At 69.2% G+C, this 22466-nt stretch carries 19 protein-coding genes and 1 tRNA gene; 12 read left to right on the forward strand and 8 right to left on the reverse strand.

All coding sequences use genetic code 11. The annotated features are described in order from the left end of the window. Positions 1-5: 5 nt before the first annotated feature. Positions 6-1475, forward strand: coding sequence for an amidase (locus C5E07_RS04635; protein ID WP_104298614.1), 1470 nt, complete (start codon positions 6-8; stop codon positions 1473-1475). A 6-nt stretch (positions 1476-1481) separates the two neighbouring features. On the opposite strand, the gene C5E07_RS04640 is transcribed toward C5E07_RS04635, so the two are convergent. From C5E07_RS04640 to C5E07_RS04650, 3 genes are all read right to left on the reverse strand, one after another. Next, on the reverse strand, positions 1482-1877 hold the full coding sequence (locus tag C5E07_RS04640) for a Fe-S oxidoreductase (RefSeq protein WP_104298615.1): 396 nt from the start codon (positions 1875-1877) through the stop codon (positions 1482-1484). A 107-nt stretch (positions 1878-1984) separates the two neighbouring features. Beyond that, positions 1985-2740 (reverse strand): PspA/IM30 family protein, encoded by a 756-nt coding sequence (locus C5E07_RS04645; protein WP_104298616.1) that lies wholly within the window; start codon positions 2738-2740, stop codon positions 1985-1987. Positions 2741-2829: 89 nt separating this feature from the next. Beyond that, positions 2830-4974, reverse strand: a complete 2145-nt coding sequence (locus C5E07_RS04650; protein ID WP_181057793.1) for a TPM domain-containing protein — start codon at positions 4972-4974, stop codon at positions 2830-2832. A gap of 222 nt (positions 4975-5196) precedes the next feature. Here C5E07_RS04650 and C5E07_RS04655 point away from each other — a divergent pair, with 222 nt between their 5' ends. Together C5E07_RS04655 and C5E07_RS04660 are read left to right on the forward strand one after the other, a co-directional pair. Next, positions 5197-5499, forward strand: a complete 303-nt coding sequence (locus C5E07_RS04655; RefSeq protein WP_181057794.1) for a DivIVA domain-containing protein — start codon at positions 5197-5199, stop codon at positions 5497-5499. 68 nt (positions 5500-5567) lie between these two features. Then, a complete protein-coding gene (locus C5E07_RS04660; protein WP_104298619.1) occupies positions 5568-6398 on the forward strand; it encodes a siderophore-interacting protein in 831 nt (276 codons plus the stop codon). Positions 6399-6419: 21 nt separating this feature from the next. Here the strand turns inward: C5E07_RS04660 and C5E07_RS04665 are convergent, their stop codons facing one another. From C5E07_RS04665 to C5E07_RS04680, 4 genes are all read right to left on the reverse strand, one after another. After that, positions 6420-7859: an SDR family NAD(P)-dependent oxidoreductase gene (locus C5E07_RS04665; RefSeq protein WP_104298803.1), complete on the reverse strand. Its 1440-nt coding sequence runs from the start codon at positions 7857-7859 to the stop codon at positions 6420-6422. A 152-nt stretch (positions 7860-8011) separates the two neighbouring features. Continuing rightward, positions 8012-9265: a formamidase gene (gene fmdA, locus C5E07_RS04670; protein ID WP_104298620.1), complete on the reverse strand. Its 1254-nt coding sequence runs from the start codon at positions 9263-9265 to the stop codon at positions 8012-8014. A 77-nt stretch (positions 9266-9342) separates the two neighbouring features. After that, positions 9343-9822, reverse strand: a complete 480-nt coding sequence (locus tag C5E07_RS19960; protein ID WP_104241510.1) for an FmdB family zinc ribbon protein — start codon at positions 9820-9822, stop codon at positions 9343-9345. Positions 9823-9829: 7 nt separating this feature from the next. Continuing rightward, a tRNA-Arg gene (locus C5E07_RS04680) sits at positions 9830-9902 on the reverse strand. A gap of 130 nt (positions 9903-10032) precedes the next feature. On the opposite strand from C5E07_RS04680, the gene C5E07_RS04685 reads away from it, so the two are divergent. The 9 genes from C5E07_RS04685 (at position 10033) to prfA (ending at position 21694) form a co-directional block, all read left to right on the forward strand. After that, complete coding sequence (locus C5E07_RS04685) at positions 10033-10824, forward strand: transglutaminase family protein (RefSeq protein WP_181057844.1); 792 nt, start codon at positions 10033-10035, stop codon at positions 10822-10824. A gap of 57 nt (positions 10825-10881) precedes the next feature. After that, positions 10882-12546: an arginine--tRNA ligase gene (gene argS, locus C5E07_RS04690; RefSeq protein WP_104298621.1), complete on the forward strand. Its 1665-nt coding sequence runs from the start codon at positions 10882-10884 to the stop codon at positions 12544-12546. 6 nt (positions 12547-12552) lie between these two features. Next, positions 12553-13338, forward strand: coding sequence for a DUF2993 domain-containing protein (locus C5E07_RS04695; protein WP_104298622.1), 786 nt, complete (start codon positions 12553-12555; stop codon positions 13336-13338). 107 nt (positions 13339-13445) lie between these two features. Beyond that, positions 13446-14561, forward strand: coding sequence for an LmeA family phospholipid-binding protein (locus tag C5E07_RS04700; RefSeq protein ID WP_104298623.1), 1116 nt, complete (start codon positions 13446-13448; stop codon positions 14559-14561). Positions 14562-14627: 66 nt separating this feature from the next. Continuing rightward, positions 14628-16088, forward strand: coding sequence for a diaminopimelate decarboxylase (lysA, locus tag C5E07_RS04705; protein WP_104298624.1), 1461 nt, complete (start codon positions 14628-14630; stop codon positions 16086-16088). Positions 16089-16101: 13 nt separating this feature from the next. Further along, positions 16102-17454: a homoserine dehydrogenase gene (locus C5E07_RS04710; RefSeq protein WP_104241504.1), complete on the forward strand. Its 1353-nt coding sequence runs from the start codon at positions 16102-16104 to the stop codon at positions 17452-17454. A gap of 96 nt (positions 17455-17550) precedes the next feature. Next, the gene (gene thrB / locus C5E07_RS04715; protein WP_104241503.1) at positions 17551-18501 is read left to right on the forward strand and encodes a homoserine kinase; all 951 of its coding nucleotides are present in this window, start codon (positions 17551-17553) and stop codon (positions 18499-18501) included. 143 nt (positions 18502-18644) lie between these two features. Next, positions 18645-20594, forward strand: a complete 1950-nt coding sequence (gene rho / locus C5E07_RS04720; RefSeq protein ID WP_104298625.1) for a transcription termination factor Rho — start codon at positions 18645-18647, stop codon at positions 20592-20594. Positions 20595-20611: 17 nt separating this feature from the next. Further along, entirely contained in the window at positions 20612-21694 is a 1083-nt protein-coding gene (gene prfA, locus C5E07_RS04725) for a peptide chain release factor 1 (protein WP_104241501.1), read from the forward strand. A 167-nt stretch (positions 21695-21861) separates the two neighbouring features. On the opposite strand, the gene cysE is transcribed toward prfA, so the two are convergent. Then, positions 21862-22464 (reverse strand): serine O-acetyltransferase, encoded by a 603-nt coding sequence (cysE, locus tag C5E07_RS04730; protein ID WP_104241500.1) that lies wholly within the window; start codon positions 22462-22464, stop codon positions 21862-21864. Between the last annotated feature and the right edge of the window lie 2 nt (positions 22465-22466).

Here is a 22466-nt window from a genome sequence, read left to right on the forward strand (position 1 = left end):
ACATCATGAGTCAAGAGCTGCACACCCTCGGCGCCGTCAGGCAGAGGCAGCTGCTCGCGAGCGGCGAGCTCTCGCCGGTGGCGCTCACGAGCGCCTACCTGGCACGTCTGGACGCGGACGGGGGTGCATCCGGAGCCTTCATCACGGTCACCGCGGACCGCGCATTGGAGCGAGCTCGAGCGCTCGAGCGGGACCCCTCGTCCGCATTTCGCCGCGGAGACCGGCATAAGGCTCCGCTCTGGGGGATGCCCTTCGCCGACAAGGACCTCGAACCGCGCGCCGACGTGCCGACCTCCTTCGGCTCGCGTGCCTTCGCCGGGTACGTGCCGGAGGAGAGCTCGCCACTGGTCGAGACCATGGACGCCGCCGGCGGCATCAGCCTGGGGAAGACGAACACGCCCGAGTTCGGTCTCCCCGCCTACACCGAGAACGCCGTGGCCCCGCCGGCGGTCACCCCGTGGGGTGCCGGGCTCGGGGCCGGCGGCTCCTCGGGAGGCGCGGCGGCGGCTGTCGCAGCCGGCCTCATTCCGTTCGCGCCGGGGTCGGACGGTGGCGGGTCCATCCGCATCCCGGCTTCCGCCTGCGGTCTGGTCGGTCTCAAGCCGAGCCGGGGCCGAGTACCGGATGGGTCGGGCGTCGGCTCCCTTGCGGGGCTCCCCGTCTCGGGCCCCATCGCGAGGAGCACGGCGGATGCCGCGCTCCTGCTCGACGGGATGATCGCCCGGCGCGGGGACGGCAGCCAGGCCGACCGGAGCGCCCTCACGGCACCGGCGGGGGAGCGTTCCTACCTCGACGCCCTGGACGCACCCCTTCAGAAGCTGCGGATCGGCGTCAACTGCTGGTCGCCGTGGTCCACGGAGTACGAGATCGCGCTCGACGACGAGGTTGCCACGGTCTTCGAGGTCGCCAAGGAGCAGCTCTCGCGACTCGGACACGAGCTCGTTCCGGTCACGCCGACGGACGCGCCCGAGTACTTCGACGCGTTCCGAACGGTGTGGCAGGCCGGCGCGTCGACGATCCCACTAGAGGGTGCCGCACTGGAGGCGCTGGAGCCCCTCACGCGGTGGCTCGTCGGCGTCGGACGGACGAAGGGTGCCGCGGAGCTGGCTGCCTCGCTCGCGTCGCTCGCCGAGTTCGAGCGCTCGATCATCCGCCAGTACTCGGACGTCGACGTCGTCCTGACCCCGACGCTCGCGATGACGCCTCGGCCGCTCGGCTGGTTCGACGCGGGGGACGGGGAGCGGAATTTCGAGCAGCAGTGCCAGTACACGCCGTACACGTCCTACGTGAACGTCACCGGGCTGCCTGCCATCACCATGCCCGTCGGGTTCGCGAGCGGCCTGCCGGCGGGGGTGCAGGCCATCGGTCGGCCGGGCGACGAGGCGACGCTCCTTCGGCTGTCGCTGCAGCTCGAGCGTGAGATCGACTGGCCGAGCAGGTACCCGCCCGCCTGGGATGGCGCGGCGCGTCCCTGAGGCTGCTCAGCTCTTCGATGCGGGGCGTCGGCGGGCCGGGATGTAGTTGCCGTCCTCGAGTCCCGCCTCGATCTCGAAGCGGTTCTTGAGCGGGTCGAAGCCGGCGAGCCAGTAGAGCGGCGGGAACAGGAAGCCGTAGCGCTTCCACTGCTCGACGTGCACGCGCTCGTGGCGGAACACCCGTTCGCCGACGGTGTCGCGAGTGAGGTACACCCGGCCGACGCACGTCCCGCCCCGGCGGAACGCCCACTTGGGCAGGCCACTGCAGACGATGAGCCCGTCGTGGTTCTCGACGCGGCCCGTGGAGAGCGGCACGCCGACCGCGAGTCCGACGGCCGTCGCCGCGTGGTAGCCGAGCCGTGACAGCGGCGAATCGAGGAACACGCTCTTCAAGAGGTTCATGGGTGAGGACCTACGTTCGCTGGTGCGTTGGCGGCTGGAAAGGAGGACGCCGCTGAGACCCGACCGTGTGAGACGGGTCCCAGCGGCGAACGCTTGCGCTGGGAGGCTTAGAAGCTCTGCTCCGGCGCGTCGATGGCGGCAGGTGCGCGCTGGCCCTGCTTGAGCGCGGCGAGCCGGGCCTCGACCTCGGTCAGCTTGCCGAGGTCCTCGAGCTGGTTGAACTGCGAGTCGAGGCTCGAGGTCTGCAGCTCCTGCTGGCCGCGCACGAGCGCCTCCTGCCGGCGGACCTTCTCCTCGAAGCGACCCAGGTCGCTGGTCGGGTCCATCACGTTGATGCTGCCGAGGGCCTCGTTGACCTTCTGCTGCGCCTCGGCCGTCTTGGCGCGGGCCGCGAGCTGGTCGCGCTTCGTGCCGAGCTGGCGGAGCTTCTCGCGCATGCCGTCGAGGCCGCCCTTGAGCTGCTCGACGACCTGCGTCTGGGTGCGGATCTGCGGCTCGGCCGTGCGAGCTTCCGTCTCGGACTCGATCTGGCGCGACAGGGCCACCTTCGCGAGGTTGTCGAACTTCTGCGCGTCGACCTCGTCGTTCGCCGCGCGCAGCTCGTCGGCCTTGCGGCTGGCGGCGAGGGCCTTGTTGCCCCATTCGGACGCGGCCTGGACGTCTTCCCGGTAGTCGTCCTCGAGCATGCGAAGCTGGCCGATGGTCTGCGCGATCGCCGCCTCCGCCTCCTTGATGTTCGAGCTGAAGTCGCGGATGAGCTGGTCGATCATGAGCTGCGGGTCTTCCGCGTTGTCGATGAGCGAGTTGATGTTGGCGCGGACGAGCTGGCTGATTCGTCCGAAGATGGACTGCTTGTTGGACATCGAGTGCTTCCTTTTCGCTGGTGATCCGTGATGAATGGCCGTGATGTGTCGGAGTGATCGTGGAGCGCTGTCTCCGCGCTGGGTGCGCGTCAGCGCCTTCTGCCGCCGCCCGAGGAGCGGAAGCCCCCTCCCGAGGAGCGGAAGCCGCCAGATGAGCGGAAGCCCGACGAGCCGCCGCTCGATCGGCGGCCAGAGCCGCCGCCCCACGAGCTGCCGCCGCCCCAGGAGCTTCGGCTGGAGGAGCCGCTGTTGCTGATGAGACCGCCGAGGATGCCGCCAAGGAGGCCGGAGTTGAAGCTGCTGTTGGAGTTCGAACCCGAGGACACACCCCAGCTCTGCTCGTAGCCGCTGCGCTGCATCTGCACCTGGCTTCTCGCCTGCTCTGTGGCCCGCTCGGCGAGGCTGATGGCGCTCTTGGCGCGCTGCATCGCCTCTTCAGGCTGGGTGGCCGCGAGCTGCTCCGCCGTGCGGAGCTCGGTCTCCGCCTGCTGGATTCGCGCGCGCGGCTCGCTCTCTACTGCACCTCGACGTGCGTCGATGAACTGGAGTCCGCCCGTGACGGCGGAGCGAGCCTGGGCGAGGGCGACGTCGAGCTGTCTGCGCAGCCCCGCCAGGCGCTCGTGCTCCTGGAGGAGCGACGCGATCGCTGCGTCGAGGGCCTCGTCCGCCTCCCTGAGGCCTCCGAGCGTCCTGAGCGGATCTGCGGCCGAGGCGCTGCCGGAGCGGGCCCTGGCGATCGCCTCCTGGGCGGTGGCCTGCGCGGCAGCGGCGGCGGCGGCGACATCCGGCTGCAGCGACGCCTGCTGGACGAGCTGGGTGCTGCGCGCGAGACCGGCCTCCAGCTCGCCGATCTCCTGGCGGATGAGCTGCTCCGCGTTCTCGAGGTCGCTGGCGGCGGCGCCGATGGAGCCCAGAACCGAGGTCACCTGCGAGAGCGCGAGCTGCGCGTCGCCGATATCGACGGCGGCTGGCCCCGTCCGTCCTTCGCGGAGACCGCTATCTGCGTTCTGCGTCTCGGTGCGCGCGAGCGCAAGCAGCTCGCGAGCGTGGCTGGTCGAGTCGTCGACCGTGGAGAGCGCCTGCGGGCTGTAGCGGGCGCGGAGCGCCGTCAGCTGGGACTCGGCGCCCTGCATCTGTCCTTCGAGTCGATCGAGTTCGCCGCGGACCTGCCTAAGTAGCTCTGGCGCGTTGCGCTCCATGTCCCGGAGCTTCTCGAAGCGCGCTGCCTGTTCGGCGACGCGCTGCTCTGCCAGGTTCACGAAACCGAGGATGGCCTCGTTCATCTGCATCTGGGCTGGCAGCGGCTCTGGTTCGGTGTCGAGGTACTGGCCCTGGACGCCGAACGCACGACGCAGCTGCTCGCGGGCATCCGCCACCGCTGCCCGGTACTCGGCAACCGGCTCGGGTCCGAACTGCGCCTCGGCGAAGCTGACCTCCTGGTCGGCGGAGTTCACCAGGTTGTCGACCCTGACGAGCTCGCCGGCCGCGCGCTGCGCGAGCTGCTGGAGTTGCGCCTTCTGCTCGGCCTCCGTCGCCTGCTGTCCCTTCTTCTTCTTGCGACGAGCGCTGAGCACGACGAAGAGGATGATGAGGGCGACCACGACGATGAACCCGCCAACGAAGAGGAAGATCGTGCCGACGGCGGCACCCGTCACGAGTTCGCCGCCACCCGCGCCGCCGCTGGTCGTGCCAGCACCGGTGAGCTCCTGGCGGATCGAGTCCGCCGCCGAGATAGCGGCCTGACCGTACTGCCCGGAGTCGAGGTTCGGGGCGATCGACTGCGTCTCGATGTCGCGCAGCGCACCGTCGCCCAGGGGGAACGCGCTGTCGGTGTTGAGTCCGAAGTCGAGCTGGTCGACACCGACGTACAGGATGACGGCCTCGGAGCCGAGGTCGTTGGCCGAAGCGAACTCGCTGGCCCAGTCGAACCCAGAGCTCGGGGTGGAGAAGCGATCGACGATCGCGAAGTACATCGTGTAGTCGGTCTCGGCCTCGAGTGTCGAGATCGCCTGCTCGATGTCCGCGGTGTCGCCGGTGACGAGCCCATTCGGGTCGAAGATGTGGCCCTGCGGCGAGCCGGGGCTCTCGGCCGGGGCTATGGCGGTGGAGGAGCCGGAGGAAGTGATCGGAGAGACCTCGGCGGATGCTGGCGCACTCGTTCCGAGGAGTGCTGCGGCAGCGATGCCGAGCAGAGCGAGCGCACGACGCACGGAGACCCCTTTCTGGCCGGTCATCGGCCTTCTCCGTAACGCTAGCGGGGTGTAGCCGTGAAGAACGTGATTGTTGTGCGCGTGGTGACGCCACGAGTGAACAGGCGGCGAACAGCGTCTGTCGCAGGTGAGCGCTTGGTGACGATCCGGCGTCGATGTGTGATTCCACATGGAGTTCCGTAGAATTGTCGCGCACCGGACAAGCACTCCTTGTCCGGTTTTCACATGAGACACCGGAGGTTCAACGTGCGAAGTGAAGATGTACGCACCAAGCGTTTCAACGCGCTGAAGTTCGACGGATGCTACGACGTCCGAGAGGTCGACCAGTTCCTCGACCAAGCCGCCGCCGCGCTCGAGGCGTACGAGAGGGGCCTGCGGGAGCAGGCGCAGATCGTCAGGTCCCACGAGGTCGAGGCCGTCAAGTTCACGTCCCGCGTCTACGAGCGCGGCTACTCCGCTCAGGAGGTGGATGTCTTCCTCGAGCAGCTCGCGGAGGCGCTCGGCAGCTACGAGACAGAGTCCGGCGCCGAGGGGCTCGCGCAGCGCTGAGCGACAGGCGCGCCTCAGGAGGGCTTGTTAGGCTGGCCTAACTCACCCCGAACGAGGAGCCCATAACCGTGACAGACGTCGTTACCCAGAAGCCCCGCAAGCGGGGACCCACCGTCCGCCTGAGTGTGGCGCGCACCGAGCGGCTCAGTCGCTCGCTGGTCCGGGTCCACTTCCTCGGGGCAGACCTCGACGACTTCGACCTCGAGCACGCCGACACCTACCTGAAGCTGCACTTCGGCGGAGGCGTCGGCCAGCTCGAGCTGCCGTTCGATCTCCAAGAGCTCCGCGCGACGCTTCCCACCGAGCAGGTCCCCGTCCGGCGCACCTACACGGTTCGCGGGATCGACCGCGCGAGCGGCACGGTCTCCGTCGACTTCGTCGTCCATGGCGACGCAGGTGTCGCCGGCCCGTGGGCTCGCGACGCGAAGCCGGGCGACGTCATCGTGGCCACGACACCGCACGGTGCCTACTCGCCGCTCCCCGAGAGCGACTGGCATCTCATCTGCGGTGACGAGTCCGCACTCCCGGCGATCGCCCGAACCCTCGAAGCGCTCCCCGAGGACGCGAAGGGCGCGGTCCTCGTGGAGGTAGCCGGGGAGGAGGACCACATCGAGCTCGCGGCCCCGACGGGGGTCAGCGTCCAGTGGCTCCACCGAGGCGAGCATGGCGGGTTCGACCAGCAGCTGATCGCGGCAGCCGTCGAGGACCTGGCGTTCCCTGATGGGCTCGTGCAGGTCTTCGCACACGGCGAGCGCGAGCAGATGAAGCGACTCAGGAAGATCTTCTCCGCCCGTGGCGTCGAGCGCTCGCAGCTCTCCCTCTCCGGCTACTGGGCCGCAGGACGCACGGAAGACGCCTTCCAGAGCGAGAAGCGCGAGCCCGTCGGCCAGATCTTCTGATCCGGCGAGCTCGCGCTCCCACTACCAGGAGCCGGGCTTGTAGTCCTTGAGGAACACTCCGAAGAGATCCTCGCCCGACTCGCCGCGCACGATCGGGTCGTAGACGCGGGCCGCACCGTCGACGAGGTCGAGGGGGGCGTGGAATCCCTCCTCGGCGAGGCGGATCTTCGTGAAATGGGGCCGCTCATCCGTGATCCAGCCGGTGTCGACGGCGGTCATGAGGATGCGGTCGCTCTCGAACATCTCCCGAGCGCTGGTGCGCGTGAGCATGTTCAGGGCCGCCTTCGCCATGTTCGTGTGGGGGTGGCCCGGGCCCTTGTAGCCGCGTCCGAAGACCCCCTCCATCGCGGAGACGTTGACGATGTAGGTGCGGCGCGCCGAGGACGCCTTGAGCGCGCCACGGAGCCTGCTCACGAGCAGGAACGGTGCCGTCATGTTCGCGAGCTGCACTTCGAGCATCTCGAGGGGCTCGACCTCGTCGACGTGCTGCGTCCACGAGTTGATGTGCAGCTCGTCCGGGAGCAGGCCGCCCGCGTCGATGGCGGTGCCAGCCGCGAGCCGCTCGAGCGACGAGGAGCCGGCAGTCATGGCGTCTGCGGTCAGCTCCTCGGCCGTGCGTCCCGCCGCCGAGGACAGGATCGGGTGCGCGGCGACCGACTCCGCCAGGGCGAGCGGGTGCGCGTCGTTCGTGTGCCCGAAGGTCACGAGCTCGGGAAGCGGCCCGTCCGGCAGCGGCGCGAGCTCCGCCTCGACGAGCGGCGCGTAGGAGCCGGGGGAGCGGCGCACCGTCTGGGCGGCATTGTTGATGAGGATGTCCAGCGGGCCAGCGGCCGTGACGGAGTCGGCGAGGCCCATGACCTGTGCGGGATCACGGAGGTCGATGCCGACGATCTTGAGCCGGTCGATCCACTCCGGCGAGTCAGGCAGGGCCGAGAACCGGCGGACGGCGTCGCGCGGGAAGCGCGTCGTGATCGTCGTGTGGGCGCCGTCGCGGAGCAGCCGCAGCGCGATGTACATCCCGATCTTCGCTCGACCGCCCGTGAGCAGGGCCCGCTTGCCGGTCAGGTCGGCGCGCGCATCGCGCTTCGAGTGGCTGAAGGCGGCGCATTCTGGGCAGAGCTGGTGGTAGAAGGCGTCGACCACCGTGTACGGCTGCTTGCAGATGTAGCAGGCGCGTGGCTTGAGCAGCTCGCCGGCCGTCGGGGCGGTCGTCGACGTCGAGATCGGGATGCCGCGGGTCTCGTCGTCGATGCGGTCCGGTGCGCCCGTGGCGGTCGCGGCGACGACGGCCTTGTCGGCGTCGGCGATGCGCTGGCGCTTCGCGGCGCGCCCGACGCGCTTCACGTCCTTGAAGAACTGCGCCGTCGCCCGACGGACCGTGATGAAGTCCGGGTCCTCGCGGTCGTAGGCGGAGAGCTGCTCGAGCACGCGCAGGGTCGTCGCGAGGTCGGCCTCGGCGATGCGCTCTGGCGCGAATTCCGCGCCGTCGGTCTCTTCTGGCGTCGCCGTGGGCGTCTCGTCTGGGGTCTCGGAAGGCACACGAGATTGTAGAGGCCAGCGGGCAGGCGCGCCACACGCGCCCACCCGCCGGCCTCGCGGGCCTCACCCCTCGACTAGGAGGCGACCGCCCTCGGCGCCCCCATGCCGGGGTCGATCTGGTGCGGGCCGTTCGCCGACGGGCGCACGTCGAAATCGAAGATCGCCGTGGGGAGGTAGACGGTGGAGCACGAGTTCGGGATGTCGACGACGCCGGAGAGTCGACCCTCGATGGGGGCCGAGCCAAGGAGCAGGTAGGCCTGCTCCGGTGCGTAGCCGAACTTCGTGAGGTAGTCGATCGCGTGCAGGCACGCCCGCTGGTAAGACAGATGGGAGTCGAGGTAGCGCTGCTCCCCGTCGAGCGTGACCGACGTGCCGGAGAACGCGATCCACTCGCTGTAGTTGGGCTCCACATTGCCCGGCATGAAGATGGCGTTCTCCGAGACGCCGTACGTCTCCATGCCTCCCTTGATCAGGTCGACGCGCACATCCATGAAGCCGCCCATCTCGATGGCGCCGCAGAAGGTGATCTCCCCATCGCCCTGGGAGAAGTGCAGGTCGCCCATCGACAGGTTCGCGCCGTCGACGAAGACGGGGTAGAAGATGCGGGTGCCCTTCGAGAGGTTCTTGATGTCCTGGTTGCCGCCGTTCTCGCGCGGGGGAGCCGTCCTGGCGGCCTCGCCGGCGACACGATCGAACTCGGAATCCGGGAGCGAGCCGAGCACGGCGAACTGCGGCTCCGGCGGCAGCGCGAGTGGCGGCACCCTGCCTGGGTCGGTCGCGATGAGCTTTCCCTCACGCGCGTTCCACTTCGCCAGCAGCTCCGCCGACGGAGCCGTCCCCATGAGGCCCGGGTGGATGAGGCCCGTGAAGGACACCCCGGGCACGTGACGGGACGTCGCCGTCTGGCCGCTGAAATCCCAGATCGCCTTGTAGGCGTCCGGGAACTGATCGGTGAGGAACCCTCCGCCGTTCTCCTTCGCGAAAATTCCCGTGTAGCCCCACCCCTGGCCTGCGAGCGGACCCTTCTCCTGAGGAATCGGGCCGACGTCGAGGATGTCGACGATGAGGAGGTCGCCAGGTTTCGCACCCTCGATCCGGAACGGCCCGCTCAGCTTGTGCACCGTCAGCAGCGGCGCGTTCAGGATGTCCTCTGCGGAGTCGTCGTTGACGATCGCCCCGTCGAACCACTCCCGGCAGTCGACGCGGAACTCGTCGCCGGGCTTCACCGTCGCGACCGGCGGAATCTCCGGATGCCACCTGTTGTGGCCGATCTTCTCCTGGTCCTCGAACTTCTTCGTCGAGTCGAGTGGAAACAGCACGTCTGGCATGGCTCGGTCCTTTCGTCTGTGACCGATTCGCCGTCTCTTGCGTGGCGGCAGCCTCGGTCGGTGCGAGCCCCGCGACGTCAGTGTCGCGGCAGCTTCGCGTGGAGTGGGTTGCGAGTGATGCCGCCGCCGGGTCTCCGAGGAGCTCCGGGGAGCGAGGTCACGACGTCCGGCTCATGCGCGGATCTCGAGGCGGCATCGATGAGGCCGTAGGCGGAAGAGCCTGCGACGGAGAGATGCGGGGCAGCCGGGCGGCGCCTCGCGTCTTGCCCGCACTCTGGGCACACGGATCTCTCCGGTACCGAGTGCATGGTGTGCACCTCGTCGAAGCGGTGCGCGCTCTCGCACCGATACGTGTAGGTGGGCATCCTTGCCTCCCCTCGTCGAGGTACTGCCGACCGTAGCGGTGGGGCGCCGAGAGTGTCAATGTCCTCTCGGACACGTGTGCTGCGCGTCGGCGGGCGGATCCCAGCGTGTGAGCAGGAGCGTCCGCACGCTGCGGACGCGGAAGGGCCCGGTGCTGCTGAGCAGCGCCGGGCCCTTGCGATGTCACCAGACATCGAGATGTGCCCCCGACAGGAGTCGAACCTGCGACCTTCGGTACCGGAAACCGGTGCTCTATCCACTGAGCTACGGAGGCGGATGCGGAACTGAGCTTTCAGCAACGCGGAGCCAATACTAACAGGGCGCGAGGGTGCCCGAACGCCACTGCTCGCCGCCGCGCGCGGCTGTGGGGGATGGCCACGGGAGCGTGACACAATCCGCTGGTGATGCGAAAGATCGAATCTGCCATTGACCTCGAACTCGACGGGGAAGCCGACCTCGTGTTCTCGATCGCTGCCCACACTCTGGCGAACCTCGAGAGCGAGTCGTTCACGATCACGGGTGACGGCGTGCCCCTCGACGTCATCGAATCCATCGACCGCTCCGAGTGCCGGCTGCACCGCGTGACGACCTCCGCGAAGCACATCGAGATGCGCTACTCCGCGACGGTGCTCGACCGCGCGCAGCCGAACGAGCCGGAGGAGCTGGACCTCATCCAGTTCCGCCGTCCGTCCCGCTACGCGGAGTCGGACCTCCTCGGACCGACCGCACGGTCGATGTTCCGCGGCAAGCAGGGCTTCGAGCTCGTCGACGCGGTCGTCGACTGGGTCTCCAGGAACATCAGCTACGTGCCTGGCTCGAGCGCCCCGACCGACGGCGCGCGCGACACCTTCCTGAAGCGCCAGGGCGTCTGCCGCGACTTCGCTCACCTGACGATCGCGTTCCTGCGCGCCAACGACCTCCCGGCGCGCCTCGTCTCCGTGTACGCGCCGGGGCTCGTGCCCATGGACTTCCACGCCGTCGTCGAGGTGCTGGTCGACGGAGCCTGGTACGTCGTCGACTCGACGCACCTCGCGCCGCGCCGCCTCATGCAGCGCATCGCGAGCGGTCGGGATGCCGCAGACACGGCGTTCCTGAGCAACACGATCGCGAACCTCCGCCTGTCCAAGCTGCACGTCGACGCGACCTCGAGCGAGGTCATCCTCGAGGACTGGACCGAGCGGGTGCAGCTGGGCTGACGGTGGCGCGGGCAAGCGCCGCCGACGGCCCTCGAGCGGCTCTAGGATGGGAGGCCTATGACTTCTCCAGCTCTCGTCACGGCACTCACCACCGCTGTCAACGCCGCGCTCGCGCCCCTCGAGGGCGCTGAGGGCATCACCGTCCCCGAGACGGACATCGTTCTCGAACGGCCGCGCAACCGCGACCACGGCGACTGGGCATCGAACATCGCGATGCGCCTCGCGAAGCGCGTCGGCACCAACCCGCGTGAGCTGGCCACCGGCATCGTCGAGCAGCTGATCCTCGACCCGCAGGTGGCGAGTGCAGATGTCGCGGGACCCGGCTTCATCAACATCACCCTCGACACGGCCACGGCGGGCGCGCTCGCCAAGGTGATCGTCGACGCCGGATCGGCCTACGGCAATGGCGACTCGCTCGCCGGCGTCAAGCTCAACCTCGAGTTCGTCTCCGCCAACCCGACGGGCCCCATCCACATGGGCGGTGTCCGCTGGGCGGCCGTCGGCGACTCCCTGGCCCGCGTCCTCACGGCGGCAGGTGCCGACGTGACGCGCGAGTACTACTTCAACGACCACGGGGCGCAGATCGACCGCTTCGCGCGGTCGCTCCTCGCGGCGTACCTCGGCGAGGGCACTCCGGAGGACGGCTACGGCGGTGCCTACATCAGCGACATCGCCGGGCAGGTTGCCGCGGCCTACGGTGACGGCATCGCCGAGCTCGACCGGGAGGCCCAGCAGGAGGTCTTCCGCTCCAAGGGCGTCGAGCAGATGTTCGGCGAGATCAAGCAGAAGCTGCACGACTTCGGCGTCGACTTCGACGTGTTCTTCCACGAGGATTCGGTGCACGAGTCCGGTGCGGTCTCGCGGGCCATCGAGCGCCTCCGCGAACAGGGCCAGATCTTCGAGCAGGACGGTGCGCAGTGGCTGCGCACCACCGAGTTCGGCGACGACAAGGACCGCGTCGTCGTTCGATCCAACGGCAGCCCGACCTACATGGCCGGCGATATCGGCTACTACCTCGACAAGCGCGAGCGTGGCTTCGACCAGTGCATCATCATGCTCGGCGCCGACCACCACGGCTACGTCGCGCGCATGATGGCGATGGTCGCGGCGTTCGGCGACCAGCCGGGCGTCAACCTGCAGATCCTCATCGGCCAGATGGTGAATCTCGTGAAGGACGGCGAGCCCGTGCGCATGTCGAAGCGCGCCGGCACGATCGTGACGCTCGACGACCTCGTCGACGCCGTCGGCGTCGACGCGGGCCGCTACGCGCTCGTGCGCTCCTCGGCGAACTCGACGCTCGACATCGACCTCGACGTCCTCGCGCAGCGCACCAACGACAACCCCGTCTACTACGTGCAGTACGCGCACGCCCGGACCTGCGCGGTCGGACGCAACGCCGCCGAGTCCGGCGTCGACCGCTCGGTCTTCGAGCCGTCGCTGCTCGACCACGAGTCCGAGTCGGCGCTCCTCGGGGCGCTGCAGGACTTCCCGCGCGTCGTCGCGGCCGCCGCCGAGCTGCGCGAGCCGCACCGCGTCGCGCGCTTCGCGGAGGAGCTCGCTGGCCTCTACCACCGCTGGTACGACAGCTGCCGTGTCATCCCGCGTGGGGACGACGAGATCACCGACCTCCACCGCACCCGCCTGTGGCTGAACGACGCCACGAGCACGGTCCTGCGCTCGGCACTCACCATGCTCGGCGTCTCGGCTCCCGAGCGGATGTAGTCGGACGTGACCGCGCTCGGTCCGCCGGAGGAGCGCATCCAGCTCCTGCGGACGTCGCGTGCACGCAGCTGGGTCAAGGCCTCGCTCTGGCTGCTCGGCGCCCTGCTGCTGCTGGTCGGCCTCGACGTCGGGGTTCGCCTCGTCGCGCAGGATCGCATCGCCCAGCAGGTGCAGGACACGCTCCCGCCCGGGGTGGACGGCGAGGTCAGCGCGCACGTGCACGGCTTCTCGACGCTGTGGCAGCTCGCCACCGGTCGGGCGAGCCACGTCACGGTGTCAGCGGATGAGCTCACCGCCTACGGCCTGAACCTGGCGGCGACCGTGGACGCGTACGGCGTGCACATCTTCGACGGGATGCGGACCGAGATGCTCACGGGCACGCTCAACGTGCCGGAGGCGACCCTCGAGGGCGTTGCCGCGCTCCCCGGAACCGATGCGTCGCTGGAGCTCGGCGACGACGAGCTGTCCTACCGCTCGACGGTCTCCATCCTGGGCCTCACGGGCACGCTCACCGTCGACGCGCAGCTGCGCCTCGTCGATGGCGAGGTGATCATCGATCCGACGGACGTCGAGGTGTCAGGGACGGCGTTCGGCCAGGCCCTCACGCAGGCGCTCCCTGACATCGCGGAGTTCGCGGTGCCGATCTGCACCGCCGACTACCTCCCCGCCGGTCTGCACGTGTCCGAGCTGCGCATCGCGGAGGGGATGCTCACGGTCGGCGTCGAGGCGAGGAACATCGCACTCTCCGCCGAGATCCCGGATTCCGGGGAGTTCTCCACCTGTCGCGACTAGTTTCGAGCTGCGACGATGGGGTCCGTGCCGACGAGGCCGCCCCGACGCGCTCGACGGATCGCACTCCGCGCGACGTCGGCCGGCCGCCGAAGAACTGGAGAACTGAGATGAGCATGCCGCCGAACGGACAGGGCTTCGGTCAGCAGCCGGGGCAGGGCCAGCATCCCGGATACGGTGAGCAGGCGTCGCAGCCCGGGTACGGACAGCAGCCCGGCCAGCCGCACCAGCCCGGACACGGCCAAGCACCCCAGCAGCAGCCCCCGTACGGCCAGGGCTCCGGGTACCCGCAGCCCTCGCAGCAGCCTGGCTACGGACAGCAGCCGCAAGGACCGGGCTACGGCCAGCAGCAGCGGCCGCTGCAGTTCGGCCAGCCGCAGCACGGCGGCGCGCCACAGCAGTACGCGCAGTCGGGCGGTCAGCCGCCGCACGGTCAGCAGCCGGGTCCGTGGCAGGGCGGCCAGCCCCCGCAGGGCAAGAGGCCTCGGCCCTGGTACGCGCAATGGTGGCTCTGGACGGGCGTCGGTGTCGTCGTGATCGCCGGTGGTCTCGTCGTGGGCGAGGCCGTGGCCCGGGGGAACGTCACGAGCGCACTCGAGGAGCAGGCGGGGAAGATCGTCATCGACAACTACGGCGAGGCGGCGGCCCCGAGCGAGTACGCCGTCACGGTGGATGGCTTCAGCGTCCTCGCGCAGCTCCTCACCGGCAAGATCGAGCACGCCACCATGACGTCGCAGGGCGACGGCGACATCACCGTGGGCATCGACCTCACGGGCATCGACGCGTCGCTCGAAGGTCCCGTGGACTCGACCACGGTCGATCTCGTCGTCTCGACCGACGTCCTCGACGGCGTTCCTGCCGCGCTCCAGGGCGAGGAGAGCGAGATCAACACCGACTCCTACGACACGACCATCAGCTACGGCGACAACGTGATCAACATCGAGGCCATCAGCGGCACCGGCGAGTGGCAGGTGAAGGTCGAGTCCGAGCTCGGCTACGAGGCGACGGACGGCAAGCTCTTCGTGACGAGCGACAGCAGCATGACGCTCTTCGGGACCAGCATCCCGTTCGGCTCGAACGAGAAGGTCGAGGTGCCGACCTGTGCGGACTCGGAGCTCGAGGCGCAGGTCACCGAGGCGACCGTCTCCAGCGACGCGATCTCGTTCTCGTGGAAGGTCGACGGCGCGCAGCTGAGCGAGCTGCCCGCGGTGGCCGACTGCCTGTAGTCCGGCTGCGTGCGCGCTTGGGCCTCTCGCCTGTTCCGGCGAGGGGCCAGCAGATAGCATGCTCTGGTGCCTGAAGCTCTCCACGAACCCCACGCCGCCCGCCAGACGGCTGCCAGCCCCCTGGCGCCTGCCGACCTCGATGTTCCGTCGGATCTCAACGAGCTCGACTCCCACGTCTGGTCGAGGAACGCCGCCCGAGCAGTTGACGGCGCGATCGAGATCGCGGGCATGGACGTCCGAGCGCTTGCGGAGCGGTTCGCGACGCCGCTCTACGTCGTCGACGAGGTCGACGCCCGCGCGCGTGCAGCGGAGACCGTCGCCGCCTTCGCCGACGCCTTCGAGCCCCTCGGCGTCACCGCCAAGGTCTACTACGCGGGCAAGGCGTTCCTGAGCGCCGACGTCGTCCGCTGGATGCTCGAGGCGGGCTGCGCCATCGACGTCTGCAGCGAAGGCGAGCTCGCCCTCGCGATCGCCGCGGGCGCACCACCCGCACGCATCGGCTTCCACGGCAACAACAAGTCGACGCGCGAGATCGGCATCGCCGTCGGCGCCGGTATCGGGGCGATCGTGCTCGACAGCGCCCAGGAGCTCGACCGCGTCGCGGTGGCCGCCCTGGCCGCGGGCGTTCGGCAGCCCGTGAGGCTGCGCGTCAACTCCGGTGTGCACGCCTCGACACACGAGTTCCTCGCCACGAGCCGCGAGGACCAGAAGTTCGGCATCCCCCTCGACGAGGTGGATGCGTTCGTCGCGCGCATCCGCGAGCACGAGTCCCTGGAGTTCCTCGGCCTGCACTCGCACATCGGCTCGCAGATCTTCGACGCCGATGGGTTCGGCGAGGCCGCCGACCGCCTCGTCGAAGTCCACGCTCGCCTCCTCGAAGGGGGACCGGTTCCAGAGCTGAACCTCGGGGGCGGCTACGGCATCGCCTACCTGCCGCGCGAGACGCCCACCGACATTCGCACGATGGCCTCCCACATCGCCTCCCACGTGGCCGCGGCCTGCTCGAGGCTCGGCGTCGCAGTGCCGAACATGGCCTTCGAACCGGGGCGGACCATCATCGGCCCCGCCGGGACCGCCTTGTACGAGGTCGGGACGACGAAGACCGTTCGAGTCCCGCTCGACGAGGGCGGCAATGCCGAGCGCCTCTACGTCTCCGTCGACGGCGGCATGAGCGACAACGTCAGGGCGGCCCTCTACGAGGCCGAGTACAGCGTTCGCCTGGCTTCGCGGGCCTCCGCGGCCGACGCAGCGCTCGTTCGTGTCGTTGGAAAACACTGCGAGTCCGGCGACATCGTCGTTCTGGCAGACTATCTTCCGAGCGATGTCGCCCCTGGCGACCTCGTCGCCGTGCCAGCGACCGGCGCATACTGCTGGTCGCTCTCGAGCAACTACAACATGATCGGCCGACCGGCCGTCGTCGCGGTTCGCGACGGCGAGGCGCGCACGCTGATCCGTGCGGAGTCCGTGGCCGATCTGCTTGCCAGAGACGCGGGACTCCCAGCTGCCGTGACCGATGAGCGCCCGTAACCGAGGAGAACCGATGAACCAGAACCGACCCATCCGAGTCGCCCTGCTCGGCGCGGGATCCGTCGGGTCGCAGGTCGCCCGCATCCTGATCGAGAACGCCGACGAGCTCGCCGCTCGTGTCGGCGCTCCGCTGCTGCTGACCGGTATCGCCGTCCGCAACGTCGATGCGAAGCGCGACGTGGATCTGCCGAAGGAGCTCTTCACCGACGACGCGGAGCGGCTCATCCTCGGCTCCGACATCGTCATCGAGCTCATGGGCGGTATCGACCCGGCGAAGGGCCTCATCTCCCTGGCGCTGTCGACGGGTGCCGACGTCGTGACGGCGAACAAGGCGCTCGTCGCGGCGCATGGCCCCGAGCTCTTCGACCAGGCAAGGCGCGTCGGCGCTCAGCTCACCTACGAGGCCGCCGTCGCCGGCGCCATCCCGATCATCCGCCCCCTGCGCGACAGCCTCGCGGGCGACCGGGTCGAGCGCATCCTCGGCATCGTGAACGGCACGACGAACTTCATCCTCGACCGGATGCACACACGCGGCGACTCGCTCGAGGAAGCGCTGCGCATCGCCACCGACCTCGGTTACGCGGAAGCCGACCCGACGGCCGACATCGGCGGCTACGACGCCCAGCAGAAGGCGGCGATCCTCGCCTCCATCGCCTTCCACACCGAGGTCCCCGTCGAGCTCGTGCACCGCGAGGGCATCACCGAGATCACGATCGAGCAGATCGAGCGCGCCAAGGCGGCGGGCTTCGTCGTGAAGCTCCTCGCGATCTGCGAGCGCGTCACGACCGCCGACGGAGTCGAGGGCATCTCAGCGCGCGTGTACCCCGCGCTCGTCGACGCGCAGCACCCGCTCGCGTCGGTGCACGGCGGCAACAACGCCGTCTTCGTGCAGGCGCAGGCAGCCGGCGACCTCATGTTCTACGGCGCCGGCGCCGGGGGAGTGGAGACCGCGTCCGCCGTGCTCGGCGACCTCGTCTCCTCCGCCCGTCGACGCGTCAACGGTGGCCCTGGCCTCGGCGAGTCGACGCACGCCGACCTGCCCGTCCTCGACGTCGGCGAGATCACCACGCGCTACCAGATCATCCTCGAGGTGCACGACCGTCCAGGCGTGCTCGCCGAGATCGCGAAGGTCTTCAGCGACTTCGGCGTTTCCGTCTCGACGCTCGAGCAGCGCAGCGCCGACTCGGGCGATGCGACGGCTGGTTCCGGCGCACCATCGACCGGCGAGGCCGAGCGGGGCGCCACGCTCGTCATCGGCACGCACTCGGCGACCGAGCGAGCGCTCTCAGCGCTTGCGCAGGCGCTCGCCGAGCACGAGGCATCACGGCGGGTCTCCGGGGTGCTCCGTGTCGAGGGCGCGCTCTAACGCAGGGCGGTTCGACGCCGCCGACGGCACCCCGTCGGCCGTCATGCCCATCGATATCAATCCAATCGCAACAGTCCTCTGCCTAGGAGTCGCAGCATGAAGCAGGTCGAACAGGCGCGTCGCGTCGAAGTCAAGGTCCCCGCGACGAGCGCCAATCTCGGTCCGGGCTTCGATACCCTCGGACTCGCGCTTGCCGTGTACGACACGCTTGTCGTCGAGAGCGCGCCGAGCGGCGTGCTCGAGATCGAGGTCCAGGGAGTGGGAGCGGACAGCGTGCCCCGCGACGCCTCGCACCTCGTGGTGCAGTCCATCGAGCACACGCTGAACGGACTGGGCTACGAGCTGCCCGGGCTGCGCATCAGCGCCGTCAACACGATCCCGCACGGGCGAGGCATGGGCTCATCCGGCGCCGCCATCGTCTCCGGCGTCATGGCGGCTGCCGCGCTCGTGTCGAACGACGTCGATGTCGACGCGGACACGCTGCTGCGCTTCGCCACCGAGCTCGAGGGACACCCCGACAACGTCGCGCCCTGCCTCTTCGGCAGCCTCACGATCGCCTGGGTGGGCGAGAACGGCCCGCGCTCCAAGCAGCTGCTCGTGCACCGCGGCGTCTCGCCCATCGTGCTCATCCCGACGGAGACGATGTCGACGAAGCTCGCCAGGAGCCTCCAGCCGGAGAGCGTCCCCCATGCCGACGCGATCTTCAACCTCTCCCGCTCGGCGCTGCTCGTCGCCGCACTCGTGCAGAGCCCGGAGCTGCTCTTCGAGGCGACGGAGGACCGGCTCCACCAGAGCTACCGCGCATCCGCGATGCCCTTCACGAGCGGCCTCGTCGCCGAGCTGCGCGCCGCGGGGCTGCCCGCCGTGGTCTCCGGTGCGGGCCCGAGCGTCCTCGTGCTGTGCTCCAGCCCCGAGCAGCGCCTGCAGGCGGCCGCCGTCGCCGAGGCCAACACGCAGACGAAGTGGAACGCCATCATGCCCGCCGTTGATTTCCTCGGTGCTACAGTTGAGGTGCTGTCGGGCGACGCGGCCACACTCTCGGTGTAGGCACAGCGCGACAGCTTCAACTCTCCGAGCAGCGGAGTACGCACCCCCCTCGATTTCTGTCGATGTGGTTCAGAGTGTGTGAGAAGTCCCGCTCGCTCGATCTGAACACCGCAGAACGCGGTAGAGGTAAGGACTCACAGCAGATGACTGACACAACACCAACTGCGGGGCAGGAAGCCCCGCTCACCTCGATGAAGGTCGCCGACCTCCAGGCGCTTGCCGCCGGACTCCAGATCCGCGGCGCACGCAGCCTGCGGAAGGGAGCACTCATCGAGGCCATCGAGGCCGCACGCTCGAGCGCCGAGCCCGAGACGGTCGCCGCAGAGGCTCCGGCCGAAGCGGTTGAGGAGCACTCGGCACCCGTCGAGCCTTCCGCCCCCGAGGCCGAAGCGCCGACCTTCGTCGTCGACGAGACACCGGCCGTCACCGAGGACGACCGCACGGCGAACGACCGCACCGAGGCGCCGGCATCCGAGGTCTCCGAGGCCGAGCAGTCCTCGGCCCCGAGCGTCCCCGAGCTGTCCCTCGACGACCTCGTCCTCCCGCCCGCCCGCGGCGAAGCCTCAGAGCAGGACGACGCACGCGACGAGGACCAGGGCCGCGCCGGCCAGCGCAAGCGCGGTCGCGGTCGTGGACGCCGTGGTCGCGGAGCCGACAACGAGCAGGGCACGGACAACGCTGAGCCGGCCGCCAAGCAGGATGAGGCGCCAGCAGAGCAGAGCGGCGACGCGCAGGACGACGAGCAGCAGGGCGGACGCCGCCAGCGCGGACGCTCTCGCGGACGCGGCGGCGAGCAGGCACAGGGCCGTCCCGAGACCCCGCAAGCCCAGGACGCTCCGTCCGACGACGAGACCGACGAGCAGCGCCGCAGCCGCGGCGGACGCTACCGCGACCGCAAGCGCGGACGCGGAGGCGCTGAGGACACCGAGCCGGAGATCGCAGCCGACGACGTCCTCCTGCCCATCGCCGGCATCCTCGACGTCCTCGACAACTACGCCTTCGTCCGCACCAGCGGCTACCTCCCGGGACCCAACGACGTCTACGTGTCGCTCGCGCAGGTCAAGAAGTACCAGCTCCGCAAGGGCGACGCCGTCGTCGGCGCCATCCGCCAGCCGCGCGAGGGCGAGAACCAGCACGGCCGCCAGAAGTTCAACGCGATCGTCCGGTTCGACGCCATCAACGGCCAGTCGCCGGAGGAGCCGCGCCAGCGTCCCGACTTCGACTCGCTGACCGCGCTCTACCCGCAGGAGCGTCTCCGTCTCGAGACGAGCGAAGATCGCGTCGCGACTCGACTCATGGACCTCTTCGCGCCCATCGGCAAGGGCACACGCGGCCTCATCGTCGCCCCGCCCAAGTCGGGCAAATCGATCGTCCTCGAGCAGGTCGCAGCTGCCGTCGCGAAGAACAGCCCAGACGTGCACCTCATGGTCGTCCTCATCGACGAGCGTCCCGAAGAGGTGACGCACATGCAGCGCACCATCCAGGGCGAGGTCGTCGCGGCCACCTTCGACCTCCCGGCCGACGACCAGACGACCGTCGCGGAACTCGCCATCGAGCGAGCCAAGCGCCTCGTCGAGCTCGGCCACGACGTCGTCGTGCTGCTCGACGGCGTCACCCAGCTGTGCCGCGCCTACAACCTCGCGGCACCCGCATCCGGACGCATCCTGCCCGGCGGCGTCGACGCATCCGCGCTCACCCCCGTTCGACGCTTCTTCGGCTCCGCCAAGAACGTCGAGAACGGTGGATCGCTCACGATCCTCGCCACGGCGATGATCGGCACCGGCTCCAAGACCGAGGACACCATCCTCGAGTCGTTCGCGGGAACCGGGAACATGGAGCTTCGCCTCTCGCGCGACATCGCCGACAAGCGCGTCTTCCCGGCCATCGACATCTCGCACTCGCAGACGCTCCGCGAGGAGCAGCTGCTCACGCCGCAGGAAGTCGAAGCGACCTGGAGCATCCGCCGTGGGCTCACGGGAGGCAACGCGCTCCTGTCGCTCGAAGCCGTCCTGGCACGAGTCGCCAGCACGACCACCAACGCAGAGTTCCTCGCTTCCGTCGCGAAGCAGCCCATCCGCGCAGCCAAGGCGTAGTCGTGGCCAGACACGAGATGGCCGACTCCGTTCGGCAGCTTCGCGCCGAGCACGAAGACCTGCAGGAGCAGCTCGCCGACCCCGAGCTGCACGCCAACCCGGCGCGCGCCAAGAAGGTCAACAGGCGCTACGCTCAGCTCGCGCAGATCCTCGCGGCGGACGCCTCGAGGGCCGAGCTCGAGGACGACCTCGAGGCGGCGCGAGAGCTCGCGAAGGAAGACGAGTCGTTCGCGGAAGAGGTTCCCGTGCTGGAGGAGAACCTGCGCGTCGCGCAGGAGAAGCTCCGCCGCCTCCTCATCCCGCGTGACCCCGACGATGGACGCGACGTCATCATGGAGATCAAGGGCGGTGAGGGCGGCGAGGAATCGGCGCTCTTCGCCGCCGACCTCCTCCGCATGTACTCGCACTACGCGGAGCAGCGCGGCTGGAAGACCGAGATCATCTCCTCGACGGAGAGCGACCTCGGCGGCTTCAAGGACGTCCAGGTCGCCATCAAGGGCAATGCGAACGACCCGGCACTCGGTGTGTGGGCCAGCCTCAAGTACGAGGGTGGCGTGCACCGCGTCCAGCGGGTGCCGGCGACCGAGTCGCAGGGCCGCATCCACACCTCGACGACGGGCGTGCTCGTCTTCCCCGAGGTCGATGAGCCCGAGGAGATCGAGGTCAGCCCGAACGACCTCAAGATCGACGTCTTCCGCTCCTCAGGCCCTGGCGGCCAGTCGGTGAACACGACGGACTCGGCGGTGCGCATCACGCACATCCCGACCGGCATCGTCGTGTCGATGCAGAACGAGAAGAGCCAGATCCAGAACCGCGCCGCCGGCATGCGAGTGCTGCTCGCGAGGCTGCTCGCTCACCAGCAGGAGCAGATCGCCGCGGCTGAGTCGGAAGCCCGCTCCGGCCAGATCCGCACCATGGATCGCTCCGAGCGCATCCGCACGTACAACTTCCCGGAGAATCGCATCGCGGATCACCGGACGGGGTACAAGTCGTACAACCTCGACCACGTGATGAACGGGGCCCTCGGCCCGGTCATCCAGTCGGCCATCGCTGCCGACGAGGAAGCCCGGCTCGCGGCGCTCTCCGGCAACGACGACTAGACGCACCACCGCAACGCGAGACGGCGACCAGCAGATCTGCTGGTCGCCGTCTCGCGGTCTTTCTTTCTGTCTTTCTGTCCCGTCGTCTGCAGCGCGGAGCCTTCTTTTTTGCGAGGGCCTCCGCGGCCCGCTTCACCCGTGGTTGCTGGTCAGACCTTTGAGATCTTTTAGATCTCGTAGTATCCGACCAGATCCTGTTCGGCGGAGGTCCGCTGGCGGATGCGCGCCGGAACGCCCGTCAGCACGGAGTTGGGCGGTGCGTCGCGCGTGACGACCGCGTTCGCACCCACTCGCGAGTCGTCGCCCACCGTGATGTTGCCGAGGAGCTTCGCCCCGGCTCCGATCAGGACGCGGCTTCCGACCGTTGGGTGCCGCTTGACGCGATGACCCGACGTGCCTCCGAGCGTGACGCCGTGGTAGATGAGGACATCGTCCCCCACGATCGCCGTCTCGCCGATGACGATGCCCATGCCGTGGTCGATCACGACTCTGCGGCCGATCCGGGCACCGGGATGGATCTCGACACCGGTCGCGAAGCGATTGAACTGCGAGAGCGTGCGCGCGAGCAGTTTCGTGCCAGGGCGCATCCAGAGCGTGTGGGCCGCGCGGTGCAGCCACAGGGCGTGGAGTCCCGAGTAGTTGACGACGATCTCGAGCTTCGAGCGGGCCGCCGGGTCGTTCTTCCGCGTCGCCGCGATGTCCTCCCTGACCCGACGCCAAACGCCGACACCATGCGGTGCCGGCGTTCGACGAGGTGCTGCCGTTGCCACTC

This window comes from Pseudoclavibacter sp. RFBJ3, assembly GCF_002931375.1.
Classification (GTDB): Bacteria; Actinomycetota; Actinomycetes; order Actinomycetales; family Microbacteriaceae; genus Pseudoclavibacter.